This window comes from Citrobacter youngae (assembly GCF_003818115.1).
Classification (GTDB): domain Bacteria; phylum Pseudomonadota; class Gammaproteobacteria; order Enterobacterales; family Enterobacteriaceae; genus Citrobacter; species Citrobacter youngae.
In genome coordinates, this window is sequence record NZ_RPOI01000023.1 from 54313 (window position 1) to 76333 (window position 22021).

Genomic DNA, 22021 nt, shown 5'->3' on the forward strand with positions numbered 1-22021 from the left:
GCGCATCGGCCTGCTTCTGTTTTTATGCCTGTTTGCCGGATACGTTCAGTCGGCGCTGCCGACCCGCAATGAGATTGACGGCTGGCTGAATAAACTGGGCGCCAGCGATAACTTTAACGCCACTAAAGGTATCGACTGGGGAGTGATGCCTGGGCCGTTTTATACCCCAGAACTGGGGCTGGGGATCGGGACGGCGGTGGTGGGGATGTATCGACCCGATCCGAACGATACGGTGAGTCAAAACTCGACGCTGACGTTGAGCGGCTACTTTAGCTCAACGGGGGCCTTTGGCATCACGATGCAAAATTATGCTTTTTTCGCCGACGATCGCTGGCGTTTCTTTCTTAATGGCGCATTAACAGATACCCCAACCTACTACTGGGGGCAGGGTTTTAGCGCCGGAGATAAAGATAGCCAAAAACAGCAATATACCGCTCAGGTCCTGGATTTGCGTCCAACGCTATACCGGCGGTTAGCGCCTAACATCTATCTGGGGGTCGGCTGGTCGCTGAATACCCAGCATGCTGCGCAAATGGACGACAACGATCCGCCGAAAATTGAAACTACGCCGCAGGGGGCATCGGTTCTCAGTTCCGGGAGTAGCGTGGAACTGAGCTGGGACGATCGTGATTTCGTACCCAATCCGCGTAAAGGGCAGTATGCCGATGTGCGCTACACCCGCTTTACTCCTGAGGTGGGGAGCGATACCCGGTTTGATGAATACCAGTTGCATTACAGTCGTTACCACTCGCTGGACGATAAAAACGTGCTGGCATGGGAGGCAGATGGCACGTTTACCCAGGGAGCAGTGCCGTGGAGCACGATGCCGCTGCTCGGTAGCAATCAACGCATGCGCGGTTATTACGAAGGGCGCTATCGGGACAAGAATGTCGTCAGCGGGCAACTTGAGTATCGCCGCAAGCTCGATTGGCGGCACGGCGTGGTCGGTTGGCTGGGTGCAGGGACTATGGGGCCATCATTTAGTGCGCTGGACGACGGACGACTCCTGCCCTCGGCAGGAGTCGGTTATCGCTTTGAATTCAAGCCGCGCGTCAATGTACGCCTGGATTACGGCATCGGCAAAGGCAGCAGCGGTTTCTATTTTCAGGTCGGAGAGGCATTTTGAGCAGGTTGCTGAAAACTATGTCGTTACTGGCATCACTTCTCGCAGGCAGCGCTGGGGCGGCACTACCAGTGGCATTAGATCTGTCTCCGCAGGTAACAACGAGAGCGACCACCGCGTGGCCTGCTATGCCGCCACAGCCACTGCCTAAAGGGTTACGTCCTTGCTGTGCATTTGGCTACAACTTGCATGCGGAATTGCTGGGCATGCCGGTACCGTTTTATCAGCTGGATAACGTGGTCCCGGCGAGCCACCTTGGATTGCATCAGTACAACGATAGCATGCTGGCCGGGCTGGAAAACCTGACCGGCTTAAGCCGTGAAAATAACGGCATTCTCTACACCACGCACGGTGGCTTTATTGATACCGCCCACGTGCGTGATACCGCTGATATGACGGTCTATATCTTTAGTCAGATCCTGCCGAAACTGGGACAGGCTTTTACGCTCGATCTGGATAGCGAACTGGCCCAGCGTCGGTTAGTGTTTAATGCCTTTACACCACCAACCGATCCTGTCGCGCGTTACACGCTGGCAGCCTGGCTGGCCGCTCATCTGGCGTTTCAGGTCGCGGAGTGGCATGAAATTGCGCAATGGTACGGTTTTGAGTCTGTTCCCGGATTTTCTGAAGGTGTTTCTGCATTTTCGCCAGAGGATCTTTACTCCAATCTGCTTGGTGCCCGCCTGGCGGTGTCGCTGATTCTGGAGGGGCAAACAGTTTCTCAGGGGGTTTACGAGGTGGCGATGGGGACGGCACTTCGCCAGGCTCTTGTCCATCTTGGCGCTCAGTCGCCGGAACTCACCCGTTTCCATTTCGATATGCTGGACGGCCGCTGGTGGAACAGTCGGCGTCGGGTGCCGGAAAAGTATCTGGTGCTGCGGCGTAACTATCAGATGGGGGATAATCGTTTGCCGACACGCGTGCCTGGCGAGCGGGCTGTTCTGCAGCGACTGGCGCTGCCGCACCGCTGGCAGGGCGTTGATCTCAATGCTGTCGGAGAGTTGCAACTGTGGCCGGGTACAGCAATGGAGCAGTTACCGCCACCCATTCGTTACTATACGTTCGAGGACTTCCCCGCTTTGGCTGTGAACGCTCAGCAAGCTGATGCGCTTGCGGCCCGCTAAAGGCTTATGGGATACGCGCTGTGCGTGGTAAAAAGGAGCGGTATTTTTCGTCCGGGACACCACCATGAAACAAATCACCTTTGCAGCGCGTAATCATCAGCTTACCAATATCAACACCTGGACACCGGACAGCCAGTGGCTGGTCTTTGATGTGCGTCCTTCCGGTGCATCGTTTACCGGAGAGACGATTGAACGCGTCAATATTCACACCGGTGAAGTGGCGGTGATTTACCGTGCTACGCAAGGCGCACACGTCGGCGTGGTGACCGTTCATCCAAAAGCCGAAAAATATGTGTTCATTCATGGACCAGAAAACCCTGATGAAACATGGTATTACGATTTTCATCATCGACGTGGTGTGATTGCTACGCAGGCAGAGGTGGGGAATCTGGATGCGATGGATATTACTGCGCCGTATACCCCAGGCGCGCTGCGCGGTGGTAGTCATGTGCATGTTTTTAGCCCAAACGGCGAGTTTGTCAGTTTCACCTATAACGATCACGTGCTACATGAGCGCTCACCGGCGCTGGATTTACGCAATGTCGGCGTTGCTGCGCCGTATGGGCCGGTGAAGGTCTCCGCGCAGCATCCCCGTGAATACAGCGGGAACTCTTGGTGCGTGCTGGTGAGCCAGACGACACCAACGCCAAAACCGGGGAGCGATGAGATTAACCGCGCTTATGAAGAAGGCTGGGTGGGGGATCATACGCTGGCCTTTATCGGCGACACGTTGTCTGTCAGTGGCGAAAAAGTACCGGAACTGTTTATCGTTGATTTGCCACGCCATGAAAGTGGCTGGAAACAGCCTGGCGAGGCACCTCTGGAAGGAACGGAAGCAACAATGCCTGCGCCACCAGCCGGCATCGTTCAGCGCCGTCTGACGTTTACTCATGATCGCGCCTTCCCGGGGCTGGTGAATCAACCGCGGCATTGGGTGCGCAGTAATCCAACGGCAGCCGAAATTGCGTTTCTGATGCGTGATGACAACGGTATCGTGCAGTTATGGTTGATTTCCCCACAGGGAGGAGAACCGCGTCAGCTTACCCGCTGTGACACGGATATTCAGTCAGCATTCAACTGGCATCCGTCGGGAAAATGGTTGGGATTTGTACTGCAGAACAGAATCGCTTGTTGTGATGCGCAGACGGGAGAGATTGAATTTTTAACGACCAGCCATGGCAACCCACCTTCAGCAGATGCGATCGTCTTCTCTCCTGATGGCCGACAGGTTGCATGGATGGAAGACGTCGACGGTTTCCGCCAGCTATGGGTGACAGAAACCAGACGTTAACTTAAGGCGCAGGCATTTGAGCTGGGGGGATAACGGCGTTGGTGGCTTGCGTTCTCTCCTCGCTCTTTTCTACGCGAGATCGAACCGAGTTATCTTTGCGAAAGAGATCCCACGGAAGCAGTACCGTATCCAGAACCGCGGTAAAAGGCATATCCAGAATCGCCAGCGACTTTGTTCCCCAGTTTGTATCACTTTCGCTAATCATTGTGGCGCTGGCGCGCGTGCCAGGATATATCCCTTCTTTCCCTCCGGTATGTGACATCACGCTGGAACAGCCGCTGATAAAAACCATCCCGCTGCACATCATCAGTGTTAACACTATTTTTTTTATCATCATTATTTCATCTGCTAATCATCGTGTTTGCAGGGTGAGTTAAAGCGATCCGTTGCGAAAATAACATCACCATCTTGTCGCACTGTGGCGGCAATCGCGATTTAACGATAACGACTGCTCCCCCCAGTGTATGCAATAGACAACAAACTGCAAAAAAAGTCAGAGGAGTACGCTTGAAAAGTTTGTATTAAGACCCATTTTTAGGGTGTAGACAAATGAAGGGCATGCCTGATGGGTGTCCTGGCTACCTGACCTGTCCAAGATGGAAGGTCCAACATTCTCGCTGATTTCAGGAGCTATTGATTATGCGTAACTTTGATTTATCCCCGCTATACCGTTCTGCTATTGGATTTGATCGTCTGTTTAACCTGCTGGAAAACAACCAGGGCCAAAGCAATGGTGGCTACCCTCCGTACAACGTTGAGCTGGTAGACGAAAACCACTACCGCATTGCGATTGCCGTTGCGGGCTTTGCTGAAAGCGAGCTGGAAATTACCGCCCAGGATAATTTGCTGGTGGTGAAAGGCGCGCATGCGGACGAGCAAAAAGAACGTACTTACCTGTACCAGGGTATTGCCGAACGCAACTTCGAACGCAAGTTCCAGTTAGCGGAGAACATCCACGTTCGCGGCGCAAACCTGGTAAACGGTCTGCTGTATATCGAGCTTGAGCGCGTGATTCCTGAAGCGAACAAACCGCGCCGCATCGAAATCAACTAATTTATCTGTCGGGCCGCTTGCGCGGCCCTGCTAAGCACAGGCTTGCCGTCAGGGAGCCGAAAGGTACTTACTCGCTTCTTAGAAGGAGAATATTATGCGTAACTACGATTTATCCCCACTGCTGCGTCAATGGATCGGTTTTGACAAACTGGCCAATGCATTACAAAACGCTGGTGAAAGCCAAAGCTTCCCACCCTATAACATCGAAAAGAGCGATGATAACCACTACCGCATTACCCTTGCGTTAGCCGGTTTCCGTCAGGAAGATTTGGATATTCAACTGGAAGGCACGCGTCTGACCGTAAAAGGTACGCCGCAGCAGCCGGAAAAAGAGACCAAATGGTTGCATCAGGGGCTGGTCACTCAATCATTCAGTCTGAGCTTTACGCTGGCTGAAAATATGGAAGTCTCCGGCGCAAGCTTCACCAATGGCTTGCTGCATATTGATTTGACCCGTAATGAACCTGAAACCATTGCTCCACAACGTATCGCCATCAGCGAACGTCCCGCATTAAATAGCTAAATAGCTCCAGGCCTTTGCCCCGCCAGAAATGACGGGGCTTTTTTGTGCTTTACCCCCCATACATTGCGCTTGTACTCTGCGAGAATCCATTTACTTAATGATGTTATTCACAGGGAACAGAAGAATGAGTGATATAGCATTGACGGTCAGCGTTCTGGCATTGGTGGCGGTTGTCGGGTTATGGATCGGCAACATTAAAGTACGGGGCGTTGGTTTTGGCATCGGAGGCGTACTGTTCGGCGGTATCATCGTCGGACACTTTGTCGATCAGGCAGGGATGACCCTGAGCGGCGATATGTTGCATTTTATTCAGGAATTTGGCCTGATACTCTTCGTCTATACCATCGGCATCCAGGTAGGGCCGGGTTTCTTTGCCTCACTGCGTGTTTCGGGACTGCGTCTGAACCTGTTTGCAGTGCTGATCGTGATTATCGGGGGGCTGGTTACCGCGCTTCTGCATAAGATCTTCGCTATTCCGCTGCCTGTGGTGCTGGGGATCTTCTCCGGCGCGGTCACCAATACGCCCGCACTGGGTGCCGGGCAGCAAATTCTGCGCGATCTGGGTACGCCGGGGGATGTGGTCGATCAGATGGGGATGAGCTATGCCATGGCTTATCCTTTCGGTATTTGCGGCATTTTGCTCACAATGTGGCTGATGCGCCTCATTTTCCGCGTGAACGTTGAGTCCGAAGCTCAGCAGCATGAATCAACGCTGACCAACGGTCATACGCTGATTCAGACGATGAACATTCGTGTTGAAAACCCGAACCTCAATAATATGGCGATTCAGGATGTCCCCATTCTGAACAGCGACAAAATCATCTGTTCACGCCTGAAGCGAGATGAAACGTTGATGGTGCCGTCGCCGGGGACGATTATCCAGATGGGCGATCTGCTTCACCTGGTCGGACAGCCTGGCGATCTGCATAATGCGAAGGTGGTGATTGGGCAGGAAGTGGATACTTCGCTGTCAACGCGGGGTACAGATTTGCGTGTTGAACGTGTCGTTGTGACCAACGAACAGGTGCTTGGCAAGCGGATCCGTGACCTGCACTTTAAAGAACGTTACGACGTGGTGATTTCCCGTCTGAACCGCGCGGGCGTTGAGCTGGTCGCCAGCAGCGATGCCAGCCTGCAATTTGGCGATATCCTCAATCTGGTGGGGCGTCCTTCGTCGATTGATGCCGTTGCCAATGTTGTGGGTAACGCACAGCAAAAACTGCAGCAGGTGCAGATGTTGCCGGTGTTTATTGGGATCGGGCTGGGGGTGTTGTTGGGTTCAATCCCGCTGTTTATCCCCGGTTTCCCGGTGGCATTAAAACTGGGGCTGGCCGGTGGACCACTGATTATGGCGCTGATTTTGGGGCGTATTGGCAGTATCGGTAAGCTGTATTGGTTTATGCCTCCCAGCGCGAACCTGGCGTTGCGAGAGTTGGGTATCGTACTGTTCCTCGCGGTGGTTGGTCTGAAGTCAGGCGGTGATTTTGTTCATACCCTGACGCAGGGCGACGGTCTGAGCTGGGTGGGCTACGGTATTTTTATCACCGCAATCCCGCTGATTACCGTCGGTCTGCTGGCGCGCCTTCTCACCAAAATGAACTACCTGACGCTGTGTGGCATGTTGGCTGGCTCAATGACCGATCCTCCTGCGCTGGCGTTTGCTAACAACCTGCATGCCACCAGCGGGGCGGCAGCGCTCTCCTACGCCACCGTTTATCCGCTGGTCATGTTCCTGAGGATTATCACCCCACAACTGCTGGCGGTGCTCTTCTGGGGATTAGGTTAAAACTGACCTATCCAGTCAGCATATCCAGGAATGCCTGATGCGCTGCGCTTATCCGACCTACATCGTTCACTGTAGGCCGGATAAGGCGCCAGTCGCCATCCGGCATTTCAAAGCACATCTCTCTTTTCCATTGTCTCATCACATTACACTCCCTTTCGTTTGCGAATCAGGTTCATACTCTTTCACTGTTCCGGTATAACGACCAGACTACAATATTGAAGGAGTCGCCATGAAGATTTCCCGCCTTGGAGAAGCGCCGGATTACCGCTTCTCACTGGCAAATGAGCGTACGTTTCTGGCGTGGATCCGCACTGCGCTGGGTTTTCTGGCGGCGGGCGTTGGTCTTGATCAACTGGCCCCGGACTTTGCTACGCCAGTCATCCGTGAGGCACTTGCCTTGCTGCTGTGTCTGTTTGCGGGTGGTCTGGCGATCTACGGTTATCTGCGCTGGTTGCGAAATGAAAAGGCGATGCGTCTGAAAGAGGACATGCCGTACACCAACAGCCTGCTGATTATCAGCGTCATGCTGACGCTTGTGGCGGTGATTGTTATGGCGCTGGTGCTGTATGCCGGGTAGTCGTAAGGCCCGTCGCCAGTCCGATCCTGGTCTACAACCGGAACGGACATCGCTGGCCTGGTTTCGCACGTTGCTAGGCTATGGCGCACTGATGGCGCTGGCGATTAAGCATAACTGGCATCAGGCGGGAGCGTTATTCTGGGTTTCAATAGCGGTGCTGGCAATTGTGGCGATTATTCTCTGGCGCTACACCCGCAGCCGTAACCTGATGGATGTTACGCATAGCGATTTTTCTGAATCTCGTGCGGTGCGTGACAAATTTATGATCTCCCTCGCGGTGTTATCCCTTGCAATACTGTTTGCTGTAACACACGTTCGCCAACTTATCGTATATATCGGGAATTTTGCATGACAGTATGTGAGGACATGGATGTTAGTGAGGGTATTTTAAAGGTGGTGATTGATCACCAGAAGAGTTTGCAACCTATTGAACTGTACCGTGATTTACGACAAGGCGATGTTCGTCTCGTACAGTTTATCCCTCTGATTAAGCGCGATGAAGCAGGCAACCTGACGGCTGAATCTGTCACACCAGAAGGGTGGGGGCAGTTTTTAAATACGATATTTGATATCTGGGTTCGTGAAGATATTAATCGGGTATCTATTCAGCTTTTTGATAAAACTCTGCGTCGATGGTGTGGTCTGGCGGTTCAAATTGAACGGCAATCGACCTCACAGCAGAGCGTGCGTTGTCGGTCATGTTCCTTATCGCAATTTTACCGTGGTGATTGCCCGGTGCATGGGGATACTCACGGGGAAAATGTGCTGTGTGCGGGATATCAGGCCTTCTTTGAACACTCATCACCCCATATGCGCGTCATGCGCGATCTGATTAAACAGCATCGCTCACCGATGGAGCTGATGGCGATGCTGCGTTGAGATCAGAGGGGGTTAGCGCCCTTTCGCCAGGTATTGCGCCATCTCGGTTTCCGGCACCATGCCGCCGCCGGTCGCCCACACCAGGTGCGTGGCGTTATTGAGCTGATCCGCGCTCAATCCTTGCATCTGCTGGTAATTCGTGGAGGCGCAAACGTGCTGAGGGCCAGCCATGCCCGCCAGCGCCGATGGCTCAAGGCGAATACCTTCTTCCTGCGCCAGCCAGCCCAGCATATCGTACATAGTCTGATCGTCCAGGGTGTACAGTCCGTCGAGCAGGCGTTCCATCGCCCGGCCAACAAAGCCCGAGGCGCGACCGACTGCCAGCCCATCTGCCGCCGTCAGATTATCGATGCCGATATCCTGCACGGAAATGGTATCGTGCAGCCCGGTGTAAATCCCCAGCAGCATGCACGGGGAGTGGGTTGGTTCTGCGAAGAAGCAATGAACGTTGTCACCGAATGCCAGCTTCAGACCAAACGCCACGCCGCCAGGGCCACCACCCACACCGCATGGCAGGTAAACAAACAGCGGATGATCGGCATCCACCACGCGCCCCTGCTGGGCAAACTGCGCCTTCAGACGCTGTCCGGCCACCGCATAGCCTAAGAACAGCGTGCGGGAATTTTCATCATCGATAAAGAAACAGTTTGGATCGGACTGTGCCGCCTTACGACCTTGTTCAACCGCCACTCCGTAATCTTCTTCGTACTCCACCACCGTCACGCCGTGGCTGCGCAGCCTGGATTTTTTCCACGCGCGGGCATCGGCAGACATATGGACCGTAACGTTAAAGCCGATCCGGGCGCTCATGATGCCGATAGACATCCCCAGGTTGCCAGTTGAACCTACTGCGATGCTGTACTGGCTGAAGAACTGTTTGAACTCAGGAGAAAGCAGAATGCTGTAATCATCATTTGTCGTTAGCAGACCCGCTTTCAACGCCAGTTTTTCAGCGTGGGTCAGGACTTCATAAATGCCACCGCGGGCTTTAATTGAGCCAGAAATTGGCAAGTGACTGTCTTTCTTCAGCAGGATTTCGCCGTTAATGTGCTGCCCGAACTCTTTTTCCAGCCGTTTTTGCATGGCCGGGATGGCGGCCAGCTCAGATTCGATAATGCCCCCAGTAGCGGCAGTTTCCGGGAAGGCCTGCGCCAGATACGGTGCGAAGCGCGTCAGACGCGCGTGGGCATCCTCAACGTCGTGTGCTGTCAGGCCAACATACGGTAAACCTTCCGCAAGAGAGGTGGTGCCAGGGTTAAACCAGGTTGTCTCTTTCAGAGCCACCAGATCTTCCACTAAAGGATGCTGGGCGATAAGTGTTTGAATGTTTTCCATAGTCAGTCTCTTCGCGCTTAGATAATAAAGGAAAGCAGGAATGTGCAAGCCAGTGCAATAACGGACGCGATAAATGTCGCGGTCGTATAGTATTTGAACGTTTCATTCAGGGTGGCGCCGCAATACTGCTTCACCAGCCAGAACAGGGAATCGGTGACGATCGTGCAGCCAATAGCGCCGGAACCGATGGCAATGGCGATGATCTCCGGGCTAACGTTGGGGTACAGCGGTAGCATCGGGGCAACGATTGCCGTCGCGCCCATCATCGCAACGGTAGCTGAGCCTACCGCCGCATGCAGAATCAGTGCGACCAGCCATGCCAGCAGAATCGGGTGCATATGCATGTTTGAGAGGATCAGCGCCAGAGTATCCGCCAGCCCGCTGCTCTTGAGGATAGCGTTGAATGCGCCGCCTGCACCGATAATCAGCAAAATGTTAGCAATCGAGCCAAAACCGTTTTCGGTGTGGGTCAGCAATGCCCCCATACCAATGTGCTGACGCAGACCGAGAATGTAATAGGCCACGAAAACGGCAATAAACATCGCGGTGATCGGGTTACCGATAAACTCCAGCAGCGTATACAGCGTACCGCCTTTTGCCATGTTCAGTTCCGCGACGGTTTTGACCAGCATCAGGCCAATTGGCAGCAGCACGGTAAACAGCGTGGCGCTCAGCGATGGCAACGTACTTTCATCGCGTACCTTGAGATCGGAAAACTCAGCCGGTACCGGTTTAAATGGCAGACGGTTACCGAGGAATTTCAGATACAACGGCCCGCCGATTAGCGATGCCATCAAGCCCACCAGTAAGCCGTAGACAATCACGGTGCCAATATCCGCGCCCAACTTGTTCGCCACGAACAGCGCCGCCGGATGCGGAGGTACGACGCAGTGCACCGCCATCAGCGCCGTACACAGCGGGATCGCCAGCTTCAGCAGCGAAGTGTTGGTCTTTTTGGCAATAGAGAATGCCAGTGGAATTAATAGCACCACGCCCACTTCAACGAACAGTGTGATCCCACAAATCAGCCCGACCAGCACCATAATGACGTCGGCGGAGAGCCAGCGGCAGCGCTGCAGCGTCAGACCGATGCGTTCGGCCGCGCCGGACACTTCCATCATTTTGCCCAGAATGGTCCCAAGGCCAATAACCGCCGCGAGGAAGCCCAGCGTACCGCCGATGCCGCTCTCAATGGCATTGACCATATCCAGCGGCCCCATCCCCATCATCGTACCCACGAAGAAACTGGCTAACAGCAGCGCCAGAAACGGGTGGAATTTGAACTTCACGATGGTCAAAACGATTAACACGATGCTTATCAGCAGCGTGCTCACAACCCAGATTTGAGAGTGCATAGCTCACCTTGCCCTGTGATTAATATAAGGTTATTGGACAAAAATAAGGCACCGTCTGACAAACGATATAAATCTCCTTTCACATGAGCCAGATTGCATCAAATGAGTGATTTACGTCTAATTACGCTGCATTTATGCGATATGATTCACTTTGATTCATCTTTGTGCTGATTTTTACAGCGAACTTTTTTACACTCCGGCGCATGAATCAGGAGGACTGGAGGTGAGTTTGGATCCCCTACGCGAGGTCAGAAACCGGCTGCTCAATGGCTGGCAGCTGTCAAAGCTGTATACCTTTGAAGTGGCGGCCCGGCATCAGTCGTTTGCGCTGGCGGCAGATGAGCTGTCGTTAAGCCCCAGCGCCGTCAGCCATCGCATTAATCAGCTGGAAGATGAGCTGGGCATTCAGTTGTTTGTCCGTTCACACCGTAAAGTGGAACTCACCCACGAGGGTAAGCGGGTGTTCTGGGCGCTGAAATCGTCGCTGGATACGTTGAATCAGGAGATCCTCGATATTAAAAATCAGGAGTTGTCCGAGACGCTCACCGTCTACTCGCGGCCTTCTATCGCCCAGTGCTGGCTGGTTCCGGCGCTCGGCGACTTTACCCGTCGCTATCCGTCGATTTCACTGACCATCCTGACCGGCAACGACAACGTCAATTTACAGCGTGCCGGGGTCGATTTGGCTATCTATTTTGACGATGCACCCTCCGCGCAGCTTACGCACCACTTCCTGATGGATGAAGAGATCCTGCCGGTATGCAGCCCGGACTACGCTCGCCGCCATGACCTTACCGGTTCGCTGGTGAATTTGCCGCACTGCACCTTGCTGCATGACAGACAGGCATGGAGTAACGACTCAGGAACCGATGAATGGCACAGTTGGGCGCAGCATTTTGCCGTGAATTTGCCGACATCATCGGGTATCGGCTTTGATCGTTCTGATTTAGCGGTAATTGCCGCCATGAACCATATCGGCGTGGCGATAGGCCGAAAGCGGCTGGTGCAGAAACGTCTCGACAGCGGGGAACTGGTCGCGCCTTTCGGTGATATGGCGCTGAAATGCCATCAACACTATTACATCACCACGCTGCCCGGCAGGCAGTGGCCGAAAATTGAGGCGTTTATTGGCTGGCTTCAGGAGCAGGTTAAATAAGCGGGCCGCGAATATTTTTTACGCTTTCTCTCTACACGGAAAGTGAAAAAGCATGCTAAATACGTGATATCACTCCTGATGATTTGCGTAAGGACGACCGTGTTAAAGCCGATTGTTTCCCTTTTACTGTTAGCCAGCGCCACCGTGTATGCCGCGCCCCCTGTGCTGACGGCGGCGCTGTATGCGCAGCAGCTTGGCGTTGGAATGGACGTAGACTGGGCTCGCACAGATCGCGGTATCCGCGAGTTCGATCCGCTGGTGGTACGGGATTTCAAGGCGAAGGGGATCTCTCATGTGCGTATTCGTGTGGCTGGTGAGCCAACAGAAGCCAGGCTCATCCATTTGCGCAAGCTGGTAGAGGCTTGCGAGCAATACGGCGTGATCCCGATAATCGCCTATCAGGCTGACGAATATAAAAAAGACCCCAGCGCCGGTAACGAAAAAGAGGTGGTTAACTGGTGGGTGGCGGTGGCGCATTACTTTGGTCAAGGCTCGCCGTTGCTGGGTTTCGACCTGATATATGAGCCTGCCGATAAGCTTAATCACAATCAGACTTCGCTCAATCGGGTGTACGACAAAACGATTCGCACAATCCACGCCATTTCACCGCAGCGGATGATTTTCATTGCTCCGCGACTGCGCGCGGCACCGGAAGATTTGCCTAATCTGAAATTACCGCCGCAAAGTCAGAATACCGTTCTGGCTGAATGGCATATCTTCCCGTGGGGGCCGCTAAAAAATAACGGTAAGTATCCCTGGACGTCGGGGACTGCGGCAGAAAAAGCCGCCATTCGCGCCCGTATTAATACGGCCATTCACTGGCAACAGAAAACGGGTCATCTCAGTTGGGTGGGGGGCTGGTCGCCGGGAGAGACCATCAAAAACGCGCCTTCTGCCGCGCAAACTGCATTTGCACGGTTTATGGCATGTGAACTGCGCAAGGCGAAAATCCCCTATGCTATCAATGCGGATATGCAGTTCTATGATGGCGAAGAAGGGGCCTGGCGTCCGGCGCTGGAGCCGTTGCTGACGACGATGATCGCGCCAGAATGCGAAAAGCCCGGCGATAAGCCGGGCCATCATACGCTTAAACCGCCTGTCCCTGATGCGACACGCGTGATGCCAGCGGAAGCCAGCAAACAAAAATCAACAGCCCCATAAGGGTCATCAGCAGGCCCAGACTGGCTTGCCCGGTCTGCGGCAGCATGGCAGAAAACCATGCCAGCACGCCGGAACCAATGTTCTGTAATCCCCCAACCAGTGCGCCGGCAGTGCCTGCCAGGAACGGGAAAGGCTCCATTGCACCGCTGGTTGCCAGCGGAAACAACATTCCGGCACCGAAGAAAAACAGTGCGGCAGGAACCAGCAGCGTCCAGACGTTCATCACGTCAAACAGCCCTGGGAGCCACATCATTAAACCCGCTACCAGACAGCAGGTCACCGACTGCCACATTAGCGTCGAGAAACGCTTATTAGGGCGACCGGCGAACCATGCGCCGAAAAACGCCGCCGGGATGGGCAGTATAAACAGGATACTGACCACCATGCTGCTTAGACCGAGCCGTGCGCCTAACAATACCCCAGAGCAGGCTTCGAAGACCGCAACGCCCGCCAGGCCGCCGATCAACATCAGCACGTAACAGGTGAAAGCGCTATTACCAAACAGGGTTTTGTAGCTGGCGATCAGCCGTGGACGCGGCGCACCCGCAGGCCGTGTTTCCGGCATCCAGCGCGCCATGCTAAACGTCACACCCGCACACAGAATCAGCAGGAAAATATAGCAGGCGCGCCAGTTCCACACTGTATCCAGCATGCCGCCAATCAGCGGAGCTAACAGCGGACTGACCAGAATCCCCATGTTTAACAGACTATTGGCGTGGCGCAGTTGCGTGCCTTCGTACAGATCGCGCGGTAACGTTCGCGCCATCACACCGCCGACGCCCGTTCCCATCCCCTGGATTGCGCTGGCGATAATCAGTACCGTCAGGCTATGGGTGGTAATGGCGACCAGCGTGGCCAGCATAAAAATAGACATCCCGGCGAGGATCACCGGGCGGCGCCCTACGCGGTCTGAAAGGGGACCGTAAACCAGTTGCGACACGCCGTAGGTCAGCAGGTAGGCAGCCATTACGCTTTGCACCGCGCCTTCGCGAACGTTCAGTTCACGCGCCATATCAGCAATCGCGGGGATATAAATGGTTTGCGCCATTTGACCTACCGCCACCAGTAATACCAACATCAACAACAAATTGACGCTTCTATGCCTTTTCATTTCGCTGATTACTTTTAAAAAAGAGAAAAAAGAAGAATAAGGTGCTGCACTTTCCCGTAAATGCGCGTGGAATCTACCACAACAGAAAAAGAAGGCCAGATAGTGGGCTGGAATGTTTATGTGCTGGACGGCAGGAAATGTAAACAAAATCCGGCAACAAATGTTGCCGGATTGCATCGGGTTTACAACGACATCATGATAAGCGGAGTAAAACTGCGCCGGCGGCAATACCTCCGGCTGCGATAAGACGTATTCCGGCAACCTTTTCTTTCAGCAGCAGCCACGCGAGCAGTGCGCCAAACAGAATGGATGTTTCACGCAGCGCCGCGACCACCGCCAGCGGGGCCTGAGTCATCGCCCACAGTGCCAGGCCGTAAGACCCCATCGTACCAATCCCGCCAAGAATACCTTTTTTCCACTGCTGTACCAGATAACGTGACGCTTCCCGGCGTCGGGCGAACATCGCCCAACCCAGCAGGCAGGAGCCGTTCAGAAAGAAGGTCCACAGCGTGTAGCCCAGCGCGGTTTCTGAAAGCCGAACACCGGTGCCATCAACCAGCGTATAACCGGCGATAAAACAGGCATTAATGAGTGCCAGGATAATCCCACGTTGCGAGCCGCAGCGTCCGTTAAATGCCATCCCGAGAATAGCCAGACAGATGGTGGCAATCCCCACCCAGGCGAGTAGTGAGAGGCTATCGCCAAGAAACAGGACGCTGATAATCGCGACCAGCAGCGGCGCTGTGCCGCGCATCAGAGGATAGGTCTGGCTCATATCCGAAACCTGATAGGTTTTAGCGACCAGGACGGTATAGACCCCACCTGTAATGCGGTTGAGACAGCTAAAAACGGCAGGCTGGCGGCAGAGGGTTGCGGCGCAAAGGGTAAACAAATCAGCGCCATGATCGCAGCGGTTCCGCTGACGCTTATAGCCGAGTACAACTTGTCGTTTCCCGCTTTTACGATGGCATTCCAGCTGGCATGCAGCAGTGCGGCGAACAGCAAAATGCAGAAAACAGAAAGCGTCATGGCGGAATTCTTCCCTGAGGATGTCATAAAAACGTAACACATTGGCACGACACAAGCACCAGGGAGAAGGTGAAAGGGGAGCGGAGTGTTACCCGCCCCCCTTAGGTGCGACTTGAATCTGAATTACTTAACGTATTTCAGAACGGCATCAAGGAGTTGCAGTGCTGCAACAATGAGTTTGAGGATAAGAATAGCGATATCCACGAGGCTCATACGCTCTCCTTTTGGTACAAGGAGCACGGTGCTGGCGTACCTCGCCGCTGCCTGTTGCCAGCACCTTTGTTGACGTAACACAGTGTGCTCACTTAGGGGGTTAAGGCGCTGACGGCACCACCCGTTTCAGCCAGGACTTTGATGCGCCGGTAAAACAGCGGCCCCCTCGCGCACTGCGAACATTTACAGTATAGATAGATACTGTATGTATGAACAGTATTTTATGGACAAAATCCGCAAAGCGATCCATACTCAGAAACGTCAAAATCCGTGCCTTAAATTGCGCGTTCGTTCCCGATCGCGTATACTTCTTGCGTTGACGTAACACAGTGTGTTCTGCGGTTACCAGCCGCAAACCCTGAAAAAAACCTCGCTCCGGCGGGGTTTTTTGTTTTTACATTGCGTACAGATAAACGTGATCTTTGGCGCATTTTTGCGCAGATGAAAAATTTTCCATTGTCACGCTGAAAAACCTGTGTTTGTATAAATCCTGTTAACCAACAAACAGACAAGGCTCCTAATGAACCATTCCATGCTGACTGCGACCCTACTAAAAACTGCGCCATCTCGCGCGGCGGTCGTCGTGCGTGTGGTGGTCGTCGTCGGCAATGCGCCGTAGGGTCCGGAACAACACACGATTCCAAAACCCCGCCGGCGCAAACCGGGCGGGGTTTTTCGTTTCAGAGACCTGCCCGGAGCAAAGGCCCAGAATAAAAGGACTGGAGCATGGCAAGTTCGGGCATAACATCCAAGCGTACGCGTTTTACGGGCGCAGAATTCATCGTTCATTTCCTGGAACGTCAGGGAATTAAAGTGGTCACCGGTATTCCTGGCGGCTCAATTCTCCCCGTCTACGACGCCTTGAGCCAAAGCACGAAAATCCGTCATATCCTGGCGCGCCACGAGCAGGGTGCGGGGTTTATCGCCCAGGGGATGGCACGAACCGAGGGTAAACCCGCCGTCTGTATGGCCTGTAGCGGACCGGGCGCAACCAACCTGGTGACCGCTATTGCCGATGCGCGCCTGGATTCCATCCCGTTGGTGTGTATCACCGGTCAGGTTCCGGCCTCGATGATCGGCACCGACGCCTTCCAGGAAGTCGACACCTACGGCATCTCTATCCCCATCACCAAACACAATTATCTGGTTCGCCATATCAATGAATTACCGCAGGTCATGAGCGATGCCTTCCGCATTGCGCAGTCAGGACGCCCTGGCCCGGTGTGGATAGACATACCTAAGGACATTCAAACAGCCGTATTTGACATTGAAGAGATGCCGGAGCCTGCAGAAAAAGCCCCTGCGCCAACCTTTAGCGCGGACAGCGTTCGCGATGCTGCCGCCATGATTAATGCGGCACAACGTCCGGTGTTGTATCTCGGCGGCGGCGTGATTAACGCACCTGAGCGCGTACGTGAACTAGCGGAAAAAGCGATGCTGCCCACCACCATGACCTTAATGGCGCTGGGCATGTTGCCAAAAGCGCATCCACTGTCGTTAGGTATGCTGGGCATGCACGGCGCGCGCAGCACCAACTTTATTCTGCAAGAGGCTGATTTACTGATTGTTCTTGGCGCACGTTTTGATGACCGGGCAATTGGTAAAACCGAACAGTTCTGCCCGAATGCCAAAATCATCCACGTGGATATTGACCGCGCGGAGCTGGGTAAAATCAAACAGCCGCACGTGGCCATTCAGGCAGATGTCGATGAGGTGCTGGAACAGCTGATCCCATTGATTGAGGCACAACCGCGGGACGCGTGGCATCAGATGGTGGCCGATTTACAACGCGAATTCCCTTGTACTATTCCACAGGAAAGCGATCCGCTCAGCCATTATGGGCTGATTAACGCCGTTGCCGCCTGCGTGGACGACAGCGCGATTATCACTACCGACGTCGGCCAGCACCAGATGTGGGCGGCGCAGGCTTACCCGCTGAACCGTCCGCGCCAGTGGCTGACCTCCGGCGGTCTGGGAACCATGGGCTTTGGCCTGCCTGCGGCGATTGGTGCGGCGCTGGCGAACCCGGACAAGAAAGTGCTGTGTTTCTCCGGCGACGGCAGCCTGATGATGAATATTCAGGAAATGGCGACTGCCAGCGAAAATCAGCTGGATATTAAAATTATCCTGATGAATAACGAAGCACTGGGTCTGGTGTATCAGCAGCAGAGCCTGTTCTATAAGCAAGGCGTGTTTGCTGCGACCTATCCGGGGATGATTAACTTTATGCAGATTGCCGCCGGTTTTGGTCTCGAAACCTGCGATTTAAATCATGAAGCGGACCCACAGGCGGCGCTGCAGGAGATAATCAATCGTCCAGGACCCGCGCTGATCCACGTACGTATTGATGCAGAAGAAAAAGTGTATCCGATGGTACCGCCGGGTGCGGCAAACACTGAAATGGTGGGGGAATAAGCCATGCAACAGCAGACTCATGACAACGTAATCCTGGAACTCACCGTACGCAACCACCCGGGTGTAATGACCCACGTTTGTGGGCTGTTTGCCCGCCGTGCGTTCAACGTGGAAGGTATCCTCTGTCTACCGATTCAGGACAGTGATAAGAGCCGTATCTGGCTATTGGTGAATGATGACCAGCGTCTGGAGCAGATGATAAGCCAGATCGACAAACTGGAAGATGTGGTGAAAGTGGCGCGCAACCAGTCCGACCCGTCGATGTTTAACAAAATCACCGTCTTCTTTGAGTAGTTCGCTCAAGGCTTGAACGGTAGAGCGCTTATCGTTAAGGTAAGCGCTTTTGCCGGATGGCGGCATAAATGCCTTATCCGGCCTACAGCGGCACCCGCCCGTAGGCCTGATAAGCGCAGCGCCATCAGGCGTTTTCCAGCACCAGGACATAACCCATGATTACCGTTGCCCTTATCGACGACCACCTTATCGTCCGTTCCGGGTTTGCCCAACTGTTGGGGCTGGAACCCGATTTGCAGGTTGTGGCTGAGTTTGGCTCAGGTAGCGAGGCGCTGGCAGGATTGCCGGGGCGCGGCGTGCAGGTCTGTATCTGTGACATCTCCATGCCTGACATTTCCGGCCTCGAACTGTTAAGCCAGTTGCCAAAAGGCATGGCGATTATCATGCTCTCCGTCCACGACAGCCCGGCGCTGGTGGAGCAGGCGTTGAACGCAGGGGCGCGAGGCTTCCTCTCAAAACGCTGTAGCCCGGATGAGCTGATTGCCGCGGTGCGTACCGTGGCAACCGGCGGCTGCTATTTAACGCCGGACATCGCCGTCAAACTGGCGGCCGGGCGTCAGGACCCGCTCACCAAACGCGAACGTCAGGTGGCAGAAAAACTGGCGCAAGGGATGGCAGTCAAAGAGATTGCGGCTGAACTGGGCTTGTCACCAAAAACGGTACACGTGCACCGCGCCAACCTGATGGAAAAGTTGGGCGTAAGCAACGATGTTGAGTTGGCTCGGCGGATGTTTGACGGCTGGCAATGAACACGTTCTTTTCCCGGTTAGTCACCATTGTTGCCTGCTTTTTTATCTTCTCTGCCGCATGGTTTTGCCTGTGGAGCATCAGCCTTCATCTGGTTGAACGCCCGGAGCTGGCAGTGCTGCTGTTTCCATTCGGCCTGCGCCTGGGCTTAATGCTGCAATGTTCGCGCGGCTACTGGCCGGTACTGTTGGGTGCGGAATGGCTGCTTCTGTTCTGGCTGGCGCAGGAAGTGGCGCTGTCCCATCTGCCGCTTTTGGTGATCGGTAGCTTTCTCACCTTACTTCCCGTCGCACTGACCTCACGTTTCCGCCATCAGCGTGACTGGCGCACATTGTTATTACAGGGGGCAGCGCTGACCGCAGCGGCACTGCTGCAATCGCTACCATGGCTTGGGCAAGGTGAAGAGGCGTGGACCGTGCTGCTGCTGACGCTCACCGGCGGATTAACGCTGGCGCCGATCTGCCTGGTGTTCTGGCACTATCTGACCAGCACCACCTGGCTGCCGCTGGGCCCTGCGGTGGTGTCGCAGCCGGTGAACTGGCGCGGGCGGCATCTGGTCTGGTACCTGCTGCTGTTTAGCGTCAGCCTGTGGCTACAGCTCGGTTTACCCGCCGAGCTTTCGCGCTTCACACCGTTTTGCCTCGCGTTGCCGATCATTGCGCTGGCCTGGCACTACGGCTGGCAGGGGGCGCTGATTGCGACGCTGATGAACGCCATCGCGCTGATTGCCAGCCAGACCTGGCACGATCATCCCGTCGACTTGCTGCTCTCCTTGCTGGTGCAAAGCCTGACCGGGCTGCTGCTCGGCGCGGGCATTCAGCGTCTGCGTGAGCTTAACCAGTCGCTGCAAAACGAATTAGCGCGCAACCATCGTCTGGCTGAACGCCTGCTGGAGACCGAAGAGAGCGTGCGCCGCGATGTGGCGCGTGAACTGCACGATGATATCGGCCAAACCATCACCGCCATTCGTACCCAGGCGGGTATTGTCCAGCGCCTGGCGCCGGAAAACGCAGGGGTGAAGCGTAGCGGGGCACACATCGAACAACTTTCTCTCGGCGTGTACGATTCGGTGCGTCGCCTGTTAGGCCGCCTGCGACCACGCCAGTTGGACGATCTCACGCTGGAGCAGGCCATCCGCTCATTGATGCGTGAAATGGAGCTGGAAAGCCGCGGCATCGTCAGCCATCTCGACTGGCGAATTGACGAATCTGCACTCAGCGAAAGCCAGCGGGTGACGCTGTTTCGCGTCTGCCAGGAAGGGCTGAACAACATCGTTAAGCACGCCAACGCCAGCGCGGTGACACTTCAGGGCTGGCAACAGGATGAACGACTGATGCTGGTGATTGAGGACGACGGCAGCGGCCTGCCGCCGGGGTCGAATAAGCAGGGATTTGGCCTCACCGGGATGCGTGAGCGCATTACGGCCCTCGGCGGTAAGCTTTCGATATCCTGTACGCACGGTACGCGGGTCAGCGTCTCTTTGCCTCAGCGTTATGTGTAAGGAATGGCAATGTTTCAGTTTCTAAAAGCCCCGGCTAATGCGCCACACATTACCAATAAAAGTGAGGTAGATGCCCGTTATCGCTACTGGCGGCGGCATATTCTGACCACCATCTGGCTTGGCTACGCGCTGTTCTATTTCACGCGCAAAAGCTTCAACGCTGCGGTGCCGGATATCCTCACCAGCGGTGTGCTGACCCGCAGCGACATTGGCCTGTTGGCAACGCTGTTTTACATCACTTACGGCCTGTCGAAGTTTGTCTCTGGTATCGTCAGCGATCGTTCCAACGCCCGCTATTTTATGGGCATTGGTTTGATTGCCACCGGCGTGGTAAACATCCTGTTCGGTTTCTCGACCTCGCTTTGGGCCTTTGCGCTACTGTGGGCACTGAATGCGTTCTTCCAGGGCTGGGGGTCGCCGGTCTGTGCGCGTTTATTGACCGCATGGTATTCGCGTACCGAACGCGGTGGCTGGTGGGCGCTATGGAACACTGCGCATAACGTCGGCGGGGCGCTGATCCCGATGGTGATGGCGGCGACGGCGCTGCATTATGGCTGGCGTGCAGGAATGATGATTGCCGGAATACTGGCGATTGTGGTCGGATTTTTCCTGTGCTGGCGGTTGCGCGACAGGCCGCAGGCGATTGGCTTACCTCCGGTTGGCGACTGGCGACATGATGAGTTAGAAATTGCCCAGCAGCAGGAGGGTGCAGGCTTAACCCGCAAAGAAATTCTCACTCGCTATGTGTTGCTGAATCCCTACATCTGGCTGCTGTCGTTGTGTTATGTGCTGGTGTACGTGGTACGTGCGGCGATCAATGACTGGGGTAATCTGTACATGTCAGAAACGCTGGGGGTCGATCTGGTGACCGCCAACACCGCGGTGACCATGTTTGAACTGGGCGGGTTTATTGGGGCTCTGGTGGCGGGTTGGGGGTCAGATAAGCTGTTCAACGGCAATCGTGGGCCAATGAACCTGATTTTTGCCGCCGGGATTTTGCTTTCCGTCGGTTCGCTGTGGCTGATGCCGTTCGCCAGCTACGTGATGCAGGCAGCGTGCTTCTTCACCACCGGATTTTTCGTCTTTGGCCCGCAAATGCTGATTGGTATGGCGGCGGCGGAGTGCTCGCACAAAGAGGCGGCTGGGGCGGCGACCGGGTTTGTCGGGCTGTTCGCTTACCTGGGCGCTTCGCTCTCCGGTTGGCCGCTGGCGAAGGTAATGGAAGTCTGGCACTGGACCGGATTCTTTGTGGTTATCGCCATCGCGGCGGGGATCTCCGCGCTGTTGCTGTTGCCGTTTTTGAATGCCCAGGCGCCGCGTGAGCCTGGTGAAGCGTGATGTACCTCAC

Annotated in this window: 22 protein-coding genes, 2 pseudogenes and 1 other annotated feature; of the genes and pseudogenes, 17 read left to right on the forward strand and 7 right to left on the reverse strand. The window is 54.8% G+C overall.

Annotation, left to right across the window (positions count from 1 at the left end):
* Positions 1–4: 4 nt before the first annotated feature.
* The 3 genes from EHN13_RS18770 to EHN13_RS18780 all read left to right on the forward strand — a co-directional run bounded on the left by EHN13_RS18770 (position 5) and on the right by EHN13_RS18780 (position 3538).
* On the forward strand, positions 5–1126 hold the full coding sequence (locus EHN13_RS18770) for a BamA/TamA family outer membrane protein (protein ID WP_370686676.1): 1122 nt from the start codon (positions 5–7) through the stop codon (positions 1124–1126).
* Positions 1123–2247 carry a DUF4056 domain-containing protein gene (locus EHN13_RS18775; RefSeq protein WP_370528892.1) on the forward strand — a complete coding sequence of 375 codons (1125 nt, stop codon included), beginning with the start codon at positions 1123–1125 and terminating at the stop codon, positions 2245–2247. Before EHN13_RS18770 ends, EHN13_RS18775 begins: the two co-directional genes overlap by 4 nt.
* A gap of 64 nt (positions 2248–2311) precedes the next feature.
* Positions 2312–3538 carry a YidR family protein gene (locus tag EHN13_RS18780; protein ID WP_061066890.1) on the forward strand — a complete coding sequence of 409 codons (1227 nt, stop codon included), beginning with the start codon at positions 2312–2314 and terminating at the stop codon, positions 3536–3538.
* Between the two features lies 1 nt (position 3539).
* Here EHN13_RS18780 and EHN13_RS18785 read toward each other — a convergent pair whose 3' ends face one another.
* Positions 3540–3872 (reverse strand): YceK/YidQ family lipoprotein, encoded by a 333-nt coding sequence (locus tag EHN13_RS18785; RefSeq protein ID WP_162873168.1) that lies wholly within the window; start codon positions 3870–3872, stop codon positions 3540–3542.
* 239 nt (positions 3873–4111) lie between these two features.
* Positions 4112–4184, forward strand: a sequence feature (ROSE (Repression Of Heat Shock gene Expression) occurs in the 5'-region of heat shock genes and acts as an RNA thermometer to modulate expression.).
* Here EHN13_RS18785 and ibpA point away from each other — a divergent pair.
* The 6 genes from ibpA to EHN13_RS18815 all read left to right on the forward strand — a co-directional run bounded on the left by ibpA (position 4178) and on the right by EHN13_RS18815 (position 8356).
* Positions 4178–4591, forward strand: a complete 414-nt coding sequence (gene ibpA / locus EHN13_RS18790; RefSeq protein WP_040231504.1) for a small heat shock chaperone IbpA — start codon at positions 4178–4180, stop codon at positions 4589–4591. Its footprint overlaps the feature before it by 7 nt.
* 94 nt (positions 4592–4685) lie before the next feature.
* On the forward strand, positions 4686–5114 hold the full coding sequence (ibpB, locus tag EHN13_RS18795; protein ID WP_005121488.1) for a small heat shock chaperone IbpB: 429 nt from the start codon (positions 4686–4688) through the stop codon (positions 5112–5114).
* A gap of 124 nt (positions 5115–5238) precedes the next feature.
* Positions 5239–6900, forward strand: coding sequence for a putative transporter (locus tag EHN13_RS18800; protein ID WP_048213765.1), 1662 nt, complete (start codon positions 5239–5241; stop codon positions 6898–6900).
* Between the two features lie 229 nt (positions 6901–7129).
* Positions 7130–7477 (forward strand): YidH family protein, encoded by a 348-nt coding sequence (locus tag EHN13_RS18805; protein WP_005121491.1) that lies wholly within the window; start codon positions 7130–7132, stop codon positions 7475–7477.
* On the forward strand, positions 7467–7829 hold the full coding sequence (locus tag EHN13_RS18810; RefSeq protein ID WP_048213764.1) for a DUF202 domain-containing protein: 363 nt from the start codon (positions 7467–7469) through the stop codon (positions 7827–7829). The genes EHN13_RS18805 and EHN13_RS18810 overlap by 11 nt, the downstream gene beginning before the upstream one ends.
* Entirely contained in the window at positions 7826–8356 is a 531-nt protein-coding gene (locus tag EHN13_RS18815; RefSeq protein ID WP_048213763.1) for a radical SAM protein, read from the forward strand. Before EHN13_RS18810 ends, EHN13_RS18815 begins: the two co-directional genes overlap by 4 nt.
* 12 nt (positions 8357–8368) lie before the next feature.
* Here EHN13_RS18815 and dsdA read toward each other — a convergent pair whose 3' ends face one another.
* Complete coding sequence (gene dsdA / locus EHN13_RS18820) at positions 8369–9691, reverse strand: D-serine ammonia-lyase (protein WP_124021886.1); 1323 nt, start codon at positions 9689–9691, stop codon at positions 8369–8371.
* 17 nt (positions 9692–9708) lie between these two features.
* Positions 9709–11046, reverse strand: coding sequence for a D-serine transporter DsdX (dsdX, locus tag EHN13_RS18825; protein WP_115601261.1), 1338 nt, complete (start codon positions 11044–11046; stop codon positions 9709–9711).
* Between the two features lie 229 nt (positions 11047–11275).
* Between dsdX and dsdC the strand changes: the two genes are divergently transcribed.
* Together dsdC and EHN13_RS18835 are read left to right on the forward strand one after the other, a co-directional pair.
* Entirely contained in the window at positions 11276–12202 is a 927-nt protein-coding gene (gene dsdC / locus EHN13_RS18830) for a DNA-binding transcriptional regulator DsdC (protein WP_124021942.1), read from the forward strand.
* A gap of 78 nt (positions 12203–12280) precedes the next feature.
* Positions 12281–13363, forward strand: coding sequence for a cellulase family glycosylhydrolase (locus tag EHN13_RS18835; RefSeq protein ID WP_048213760.1), 1083 nt, complete (start codon positions 12281–12283; stop codon positions 13361–13363).
* Here EHN13_RS18835 and emrD read toward each other — a convergent pair.
* From emrD to tisB, 3 genes and pseudogenes are all read right to left on the reverse strand, one after another.
* Positions 13290–14474, reverse strand: a complete 1185-nt coding sequence (gene emrD / locus EHN13_RS18840; RefSeq protein WP_124021887.1) for a multidrug efflux MFS transporter EmrD — start codon at positions 14472–14474, stop codon at positions 13290–13292. The genes EHN13_RS18835 and emrD overlap by 74 nt on opposite strands.
* A 193-nt stretch (positions 14475–14667) precedes the next feature.
* A pseudogene (locus tag EHN13_RS18845) lies at positions 14668–15503 on the reverse strand (EamA family transporter).
* A gap of 123 nt (positions 15504–15626) precedes the next feature.
* The gene (gene tisB / locus EHN13_RS18850) at positions 15627–15716 is read right to left on the reverse strand and encodes a type I toxin-antitoxin system toxin TisB (protein WP_003023909.1); all 90 of its coding nucleotides are present in this window, start codon (positions 15714–15716) and stop codon (positions 15627–15629) included.
* 520 nt (positions 15717–16236) lie between these two features.
* On the opposite strand from tisB, the gene ivbL reads away from it, so the two are divergent.
* From ivbL to ilvN, 3 genes are all read left to right on the forward strand, one after another.
* On the forward strand, positions 16237–16335 hold the full coding sequence (gene ivbL / locus EHN13_RS18860) for an ilvB operon leader peptide IvbL (protein ID WP_124021888.1): 99 nt from the start codon (positions 16237–16239) through the stop codon (positions 16333–16335).
* 107 nt (positions 16336–16442) lie between these two features.
* Entirely contained in the window at positions 16443–18131 is a 1689-nt protein-coding gene (ilvB, locus tag EHN13_RS18865) for an acetolactate synthase large subunit (protein WP_124021889.1), read from the forward strand.
* Positions 18132–18134: 3 nt separating this feature from the next.
* Positions 18135–18425 (forward strand): acetolactate synthase small subunit, encoded by a 291-nt coding sequence (ilvN, locus tag EHN13_RS18870; protein ID WP_003023914.1) that lies wholly within the window; start codon positions 18135–18137, stop codon positions 18423–18425.
* Between the two features lie 36 nt (positions 18426–18461).
* Here ilvN and EHN13_RS24600 read toward each other — a convergent pair.
* A pseudogene (locus EHN13_RS24600) lies at positions 18462–18554 on the reverse strand (hypothetical protein); the annotation flags it as partial.
* Positions 18555–18580: 26 nt separating this feature from the next.
* Here EHN13_RS24600 and uhpA point away from each other — a divergent pair.
* Genes uhpA through uhpC form a run of 3 tightly spaced genes read left to right on the forward strand, consistent with a single transcriptional unit; the run spans position 18581 to position 22011 of the window.
* Positions 18581–19174, forward strand: coding sequence for a response regulator transcription factor UhpA (gene uhpA / locus EHN13_RS18875; RefSeq protein WP_005121502.1), 594 nt, complete (start codon positions 18581–18583; stop codon positions 19172–19174).
* Positions 19171–20673: a signal transduction histidine-protein kinase/phosphatase UhpB gene (gene uhpB, locus EHN13_RS18880; RefSeq protein WP_048213755.1), complete on the forward strand. Its 1503-nt coding sequence runs from the start codon at positions 19171–19173 to the stop codon at positions 20671–20673. The genes uhpA and uhpB overlap by 4 nt, the downstream gene beginning before the upstream one ends.
* Positions 20674–20682: 9 nt before the next feature.
* Entirely contained in the window at positions 20683–22011 is a 1329-nt protein-coding gene (uhpC, locus tag EHN13_RS18885) for an MFS transporter (RefSeq protein WP_048213754.1), read from the forward strand.
* Positions 22012–22021 lie beyond the last annotated feature (10 nt).

Coding starts and splice junctions, on each gene's coding strand:
- tisB (WP_003023909.1), bottom strand. CDS start 15,716: ATGAGCCTCGTGGATATCGCTATTCTTATCCTCAAACTCATTGTTGCA.
- emrD (WP_124021887.1), bottom strand. CDS start 14,474: ATGAAAAGGCATAGAAGCGTCAATTTGTTGTTGATGTTGGTATTACTG.
- EHN13_RS18815 (WP_048213763.1), top strand. CDS start 7,826: ATGACAGTATGTGAGGACATGGATGTTAGTGAGGGTATTTTAAAGGTG.
- ibpB (WP_005121488.1), top strand. CDS start 4,686: ATGCGTAACTACGATTTATCCCCACTGCTGCGTCAATGGATCGGTTTT.
- EHN13_RS18800 (WP_048213765.1), top strand. CDS start 5,239: ATGAGTGATATAGCATTGACGGTCAGCGTTCTGGCATTGGTGGCGGTT.
- EHN13_RS18810 (WP_048213764.1), top strand. CDS start 7,467: ATGCCGGGTAGTCGTAAGGCCCGTCGCCAGTCCGATCCTGGTCTACAA.
- uhpC (WP_048213754.1), top strand. CDS start 20,683: ATGTTTCAGTTTCTAAAAGCCCCGGCTAATGCGCCACACATTACCAAT.
- ivbL (WP_124021888.1), top strand. CDS start 16,237: ATGAACCATTCCATGCTGACTGCGACCCTACTAAAAACTGCGCCATCT.
- dsdX (WP_115601261.1), bottom strand. CDS start 11,046: ATGCACTCTCAAATCTGGGTTGTGAGCACGCTGCTGATAAGCATCGTG.
- ilvB (WP_124021889.1), top strand. CDS start 16,443: ATGGCAAGTTCGGGCATAACATCCAAGCGTACGCGTTTTACGGGCGCA.
- EHN13_RS18785 (WP_162873168.1), bottom strand. CDS start 3,872: ATGATAAAAAAAATAGTGTTAACACTGATGATGTGCAGCGGGATGGTT.
- dsdA (WP_124021886.1), bottom strand. CDS start 9,691: ATGGAAAACATTCAAACACTTATCGCCCAGCATCCTTTAGTGGAAGAT.
- EHN13_RS18835 (WP_048213760.1), top strand. CDS start 12,281: ATGATTTGCGTAAGGACGACCGTGTTAAAGCCGATTGTTTCCCTTTTA.
- EHN13_RS18805 (WP_005121491.1), top strand. CDS start 7,130: ATGAAGATTTCCCGCCTTGGAGAAGCGCCGGATTACCGCTTCTCACTG.
- uhpB (WP_048213755.1), top strand. CDS start 19,171: ATGAACACGTTCTTTTCCCGGTTAGTCACCATTGTTGCCTGCTTTTTT.
- EHN13_RS18780 (WP_061066890.1), top strand. CDS start 2,312: ATGAAACAAATCACCTTTGCAGCGCGTAATCATCAGCTTACCAATATC.
- ibpA (WP_040231504.1), top strand. CDS start 4,178: ATGCGTAACTTTGATTTATCCCCGCTATACCGTTCTGCTATTGGATTT.
- ilvN (WP_003023914.1), top strand. CDS start 18,135: ATGCAACAGCAGACTCATGACAACGTAATCCTGGAACTCACCGTACGC.
- uhpA (WP_005121502.1), top strand. CDS start 18,581: ATGATTACCGTTGCCCTTATCGACGACCACCTTATCGTCCGTTCCGGG.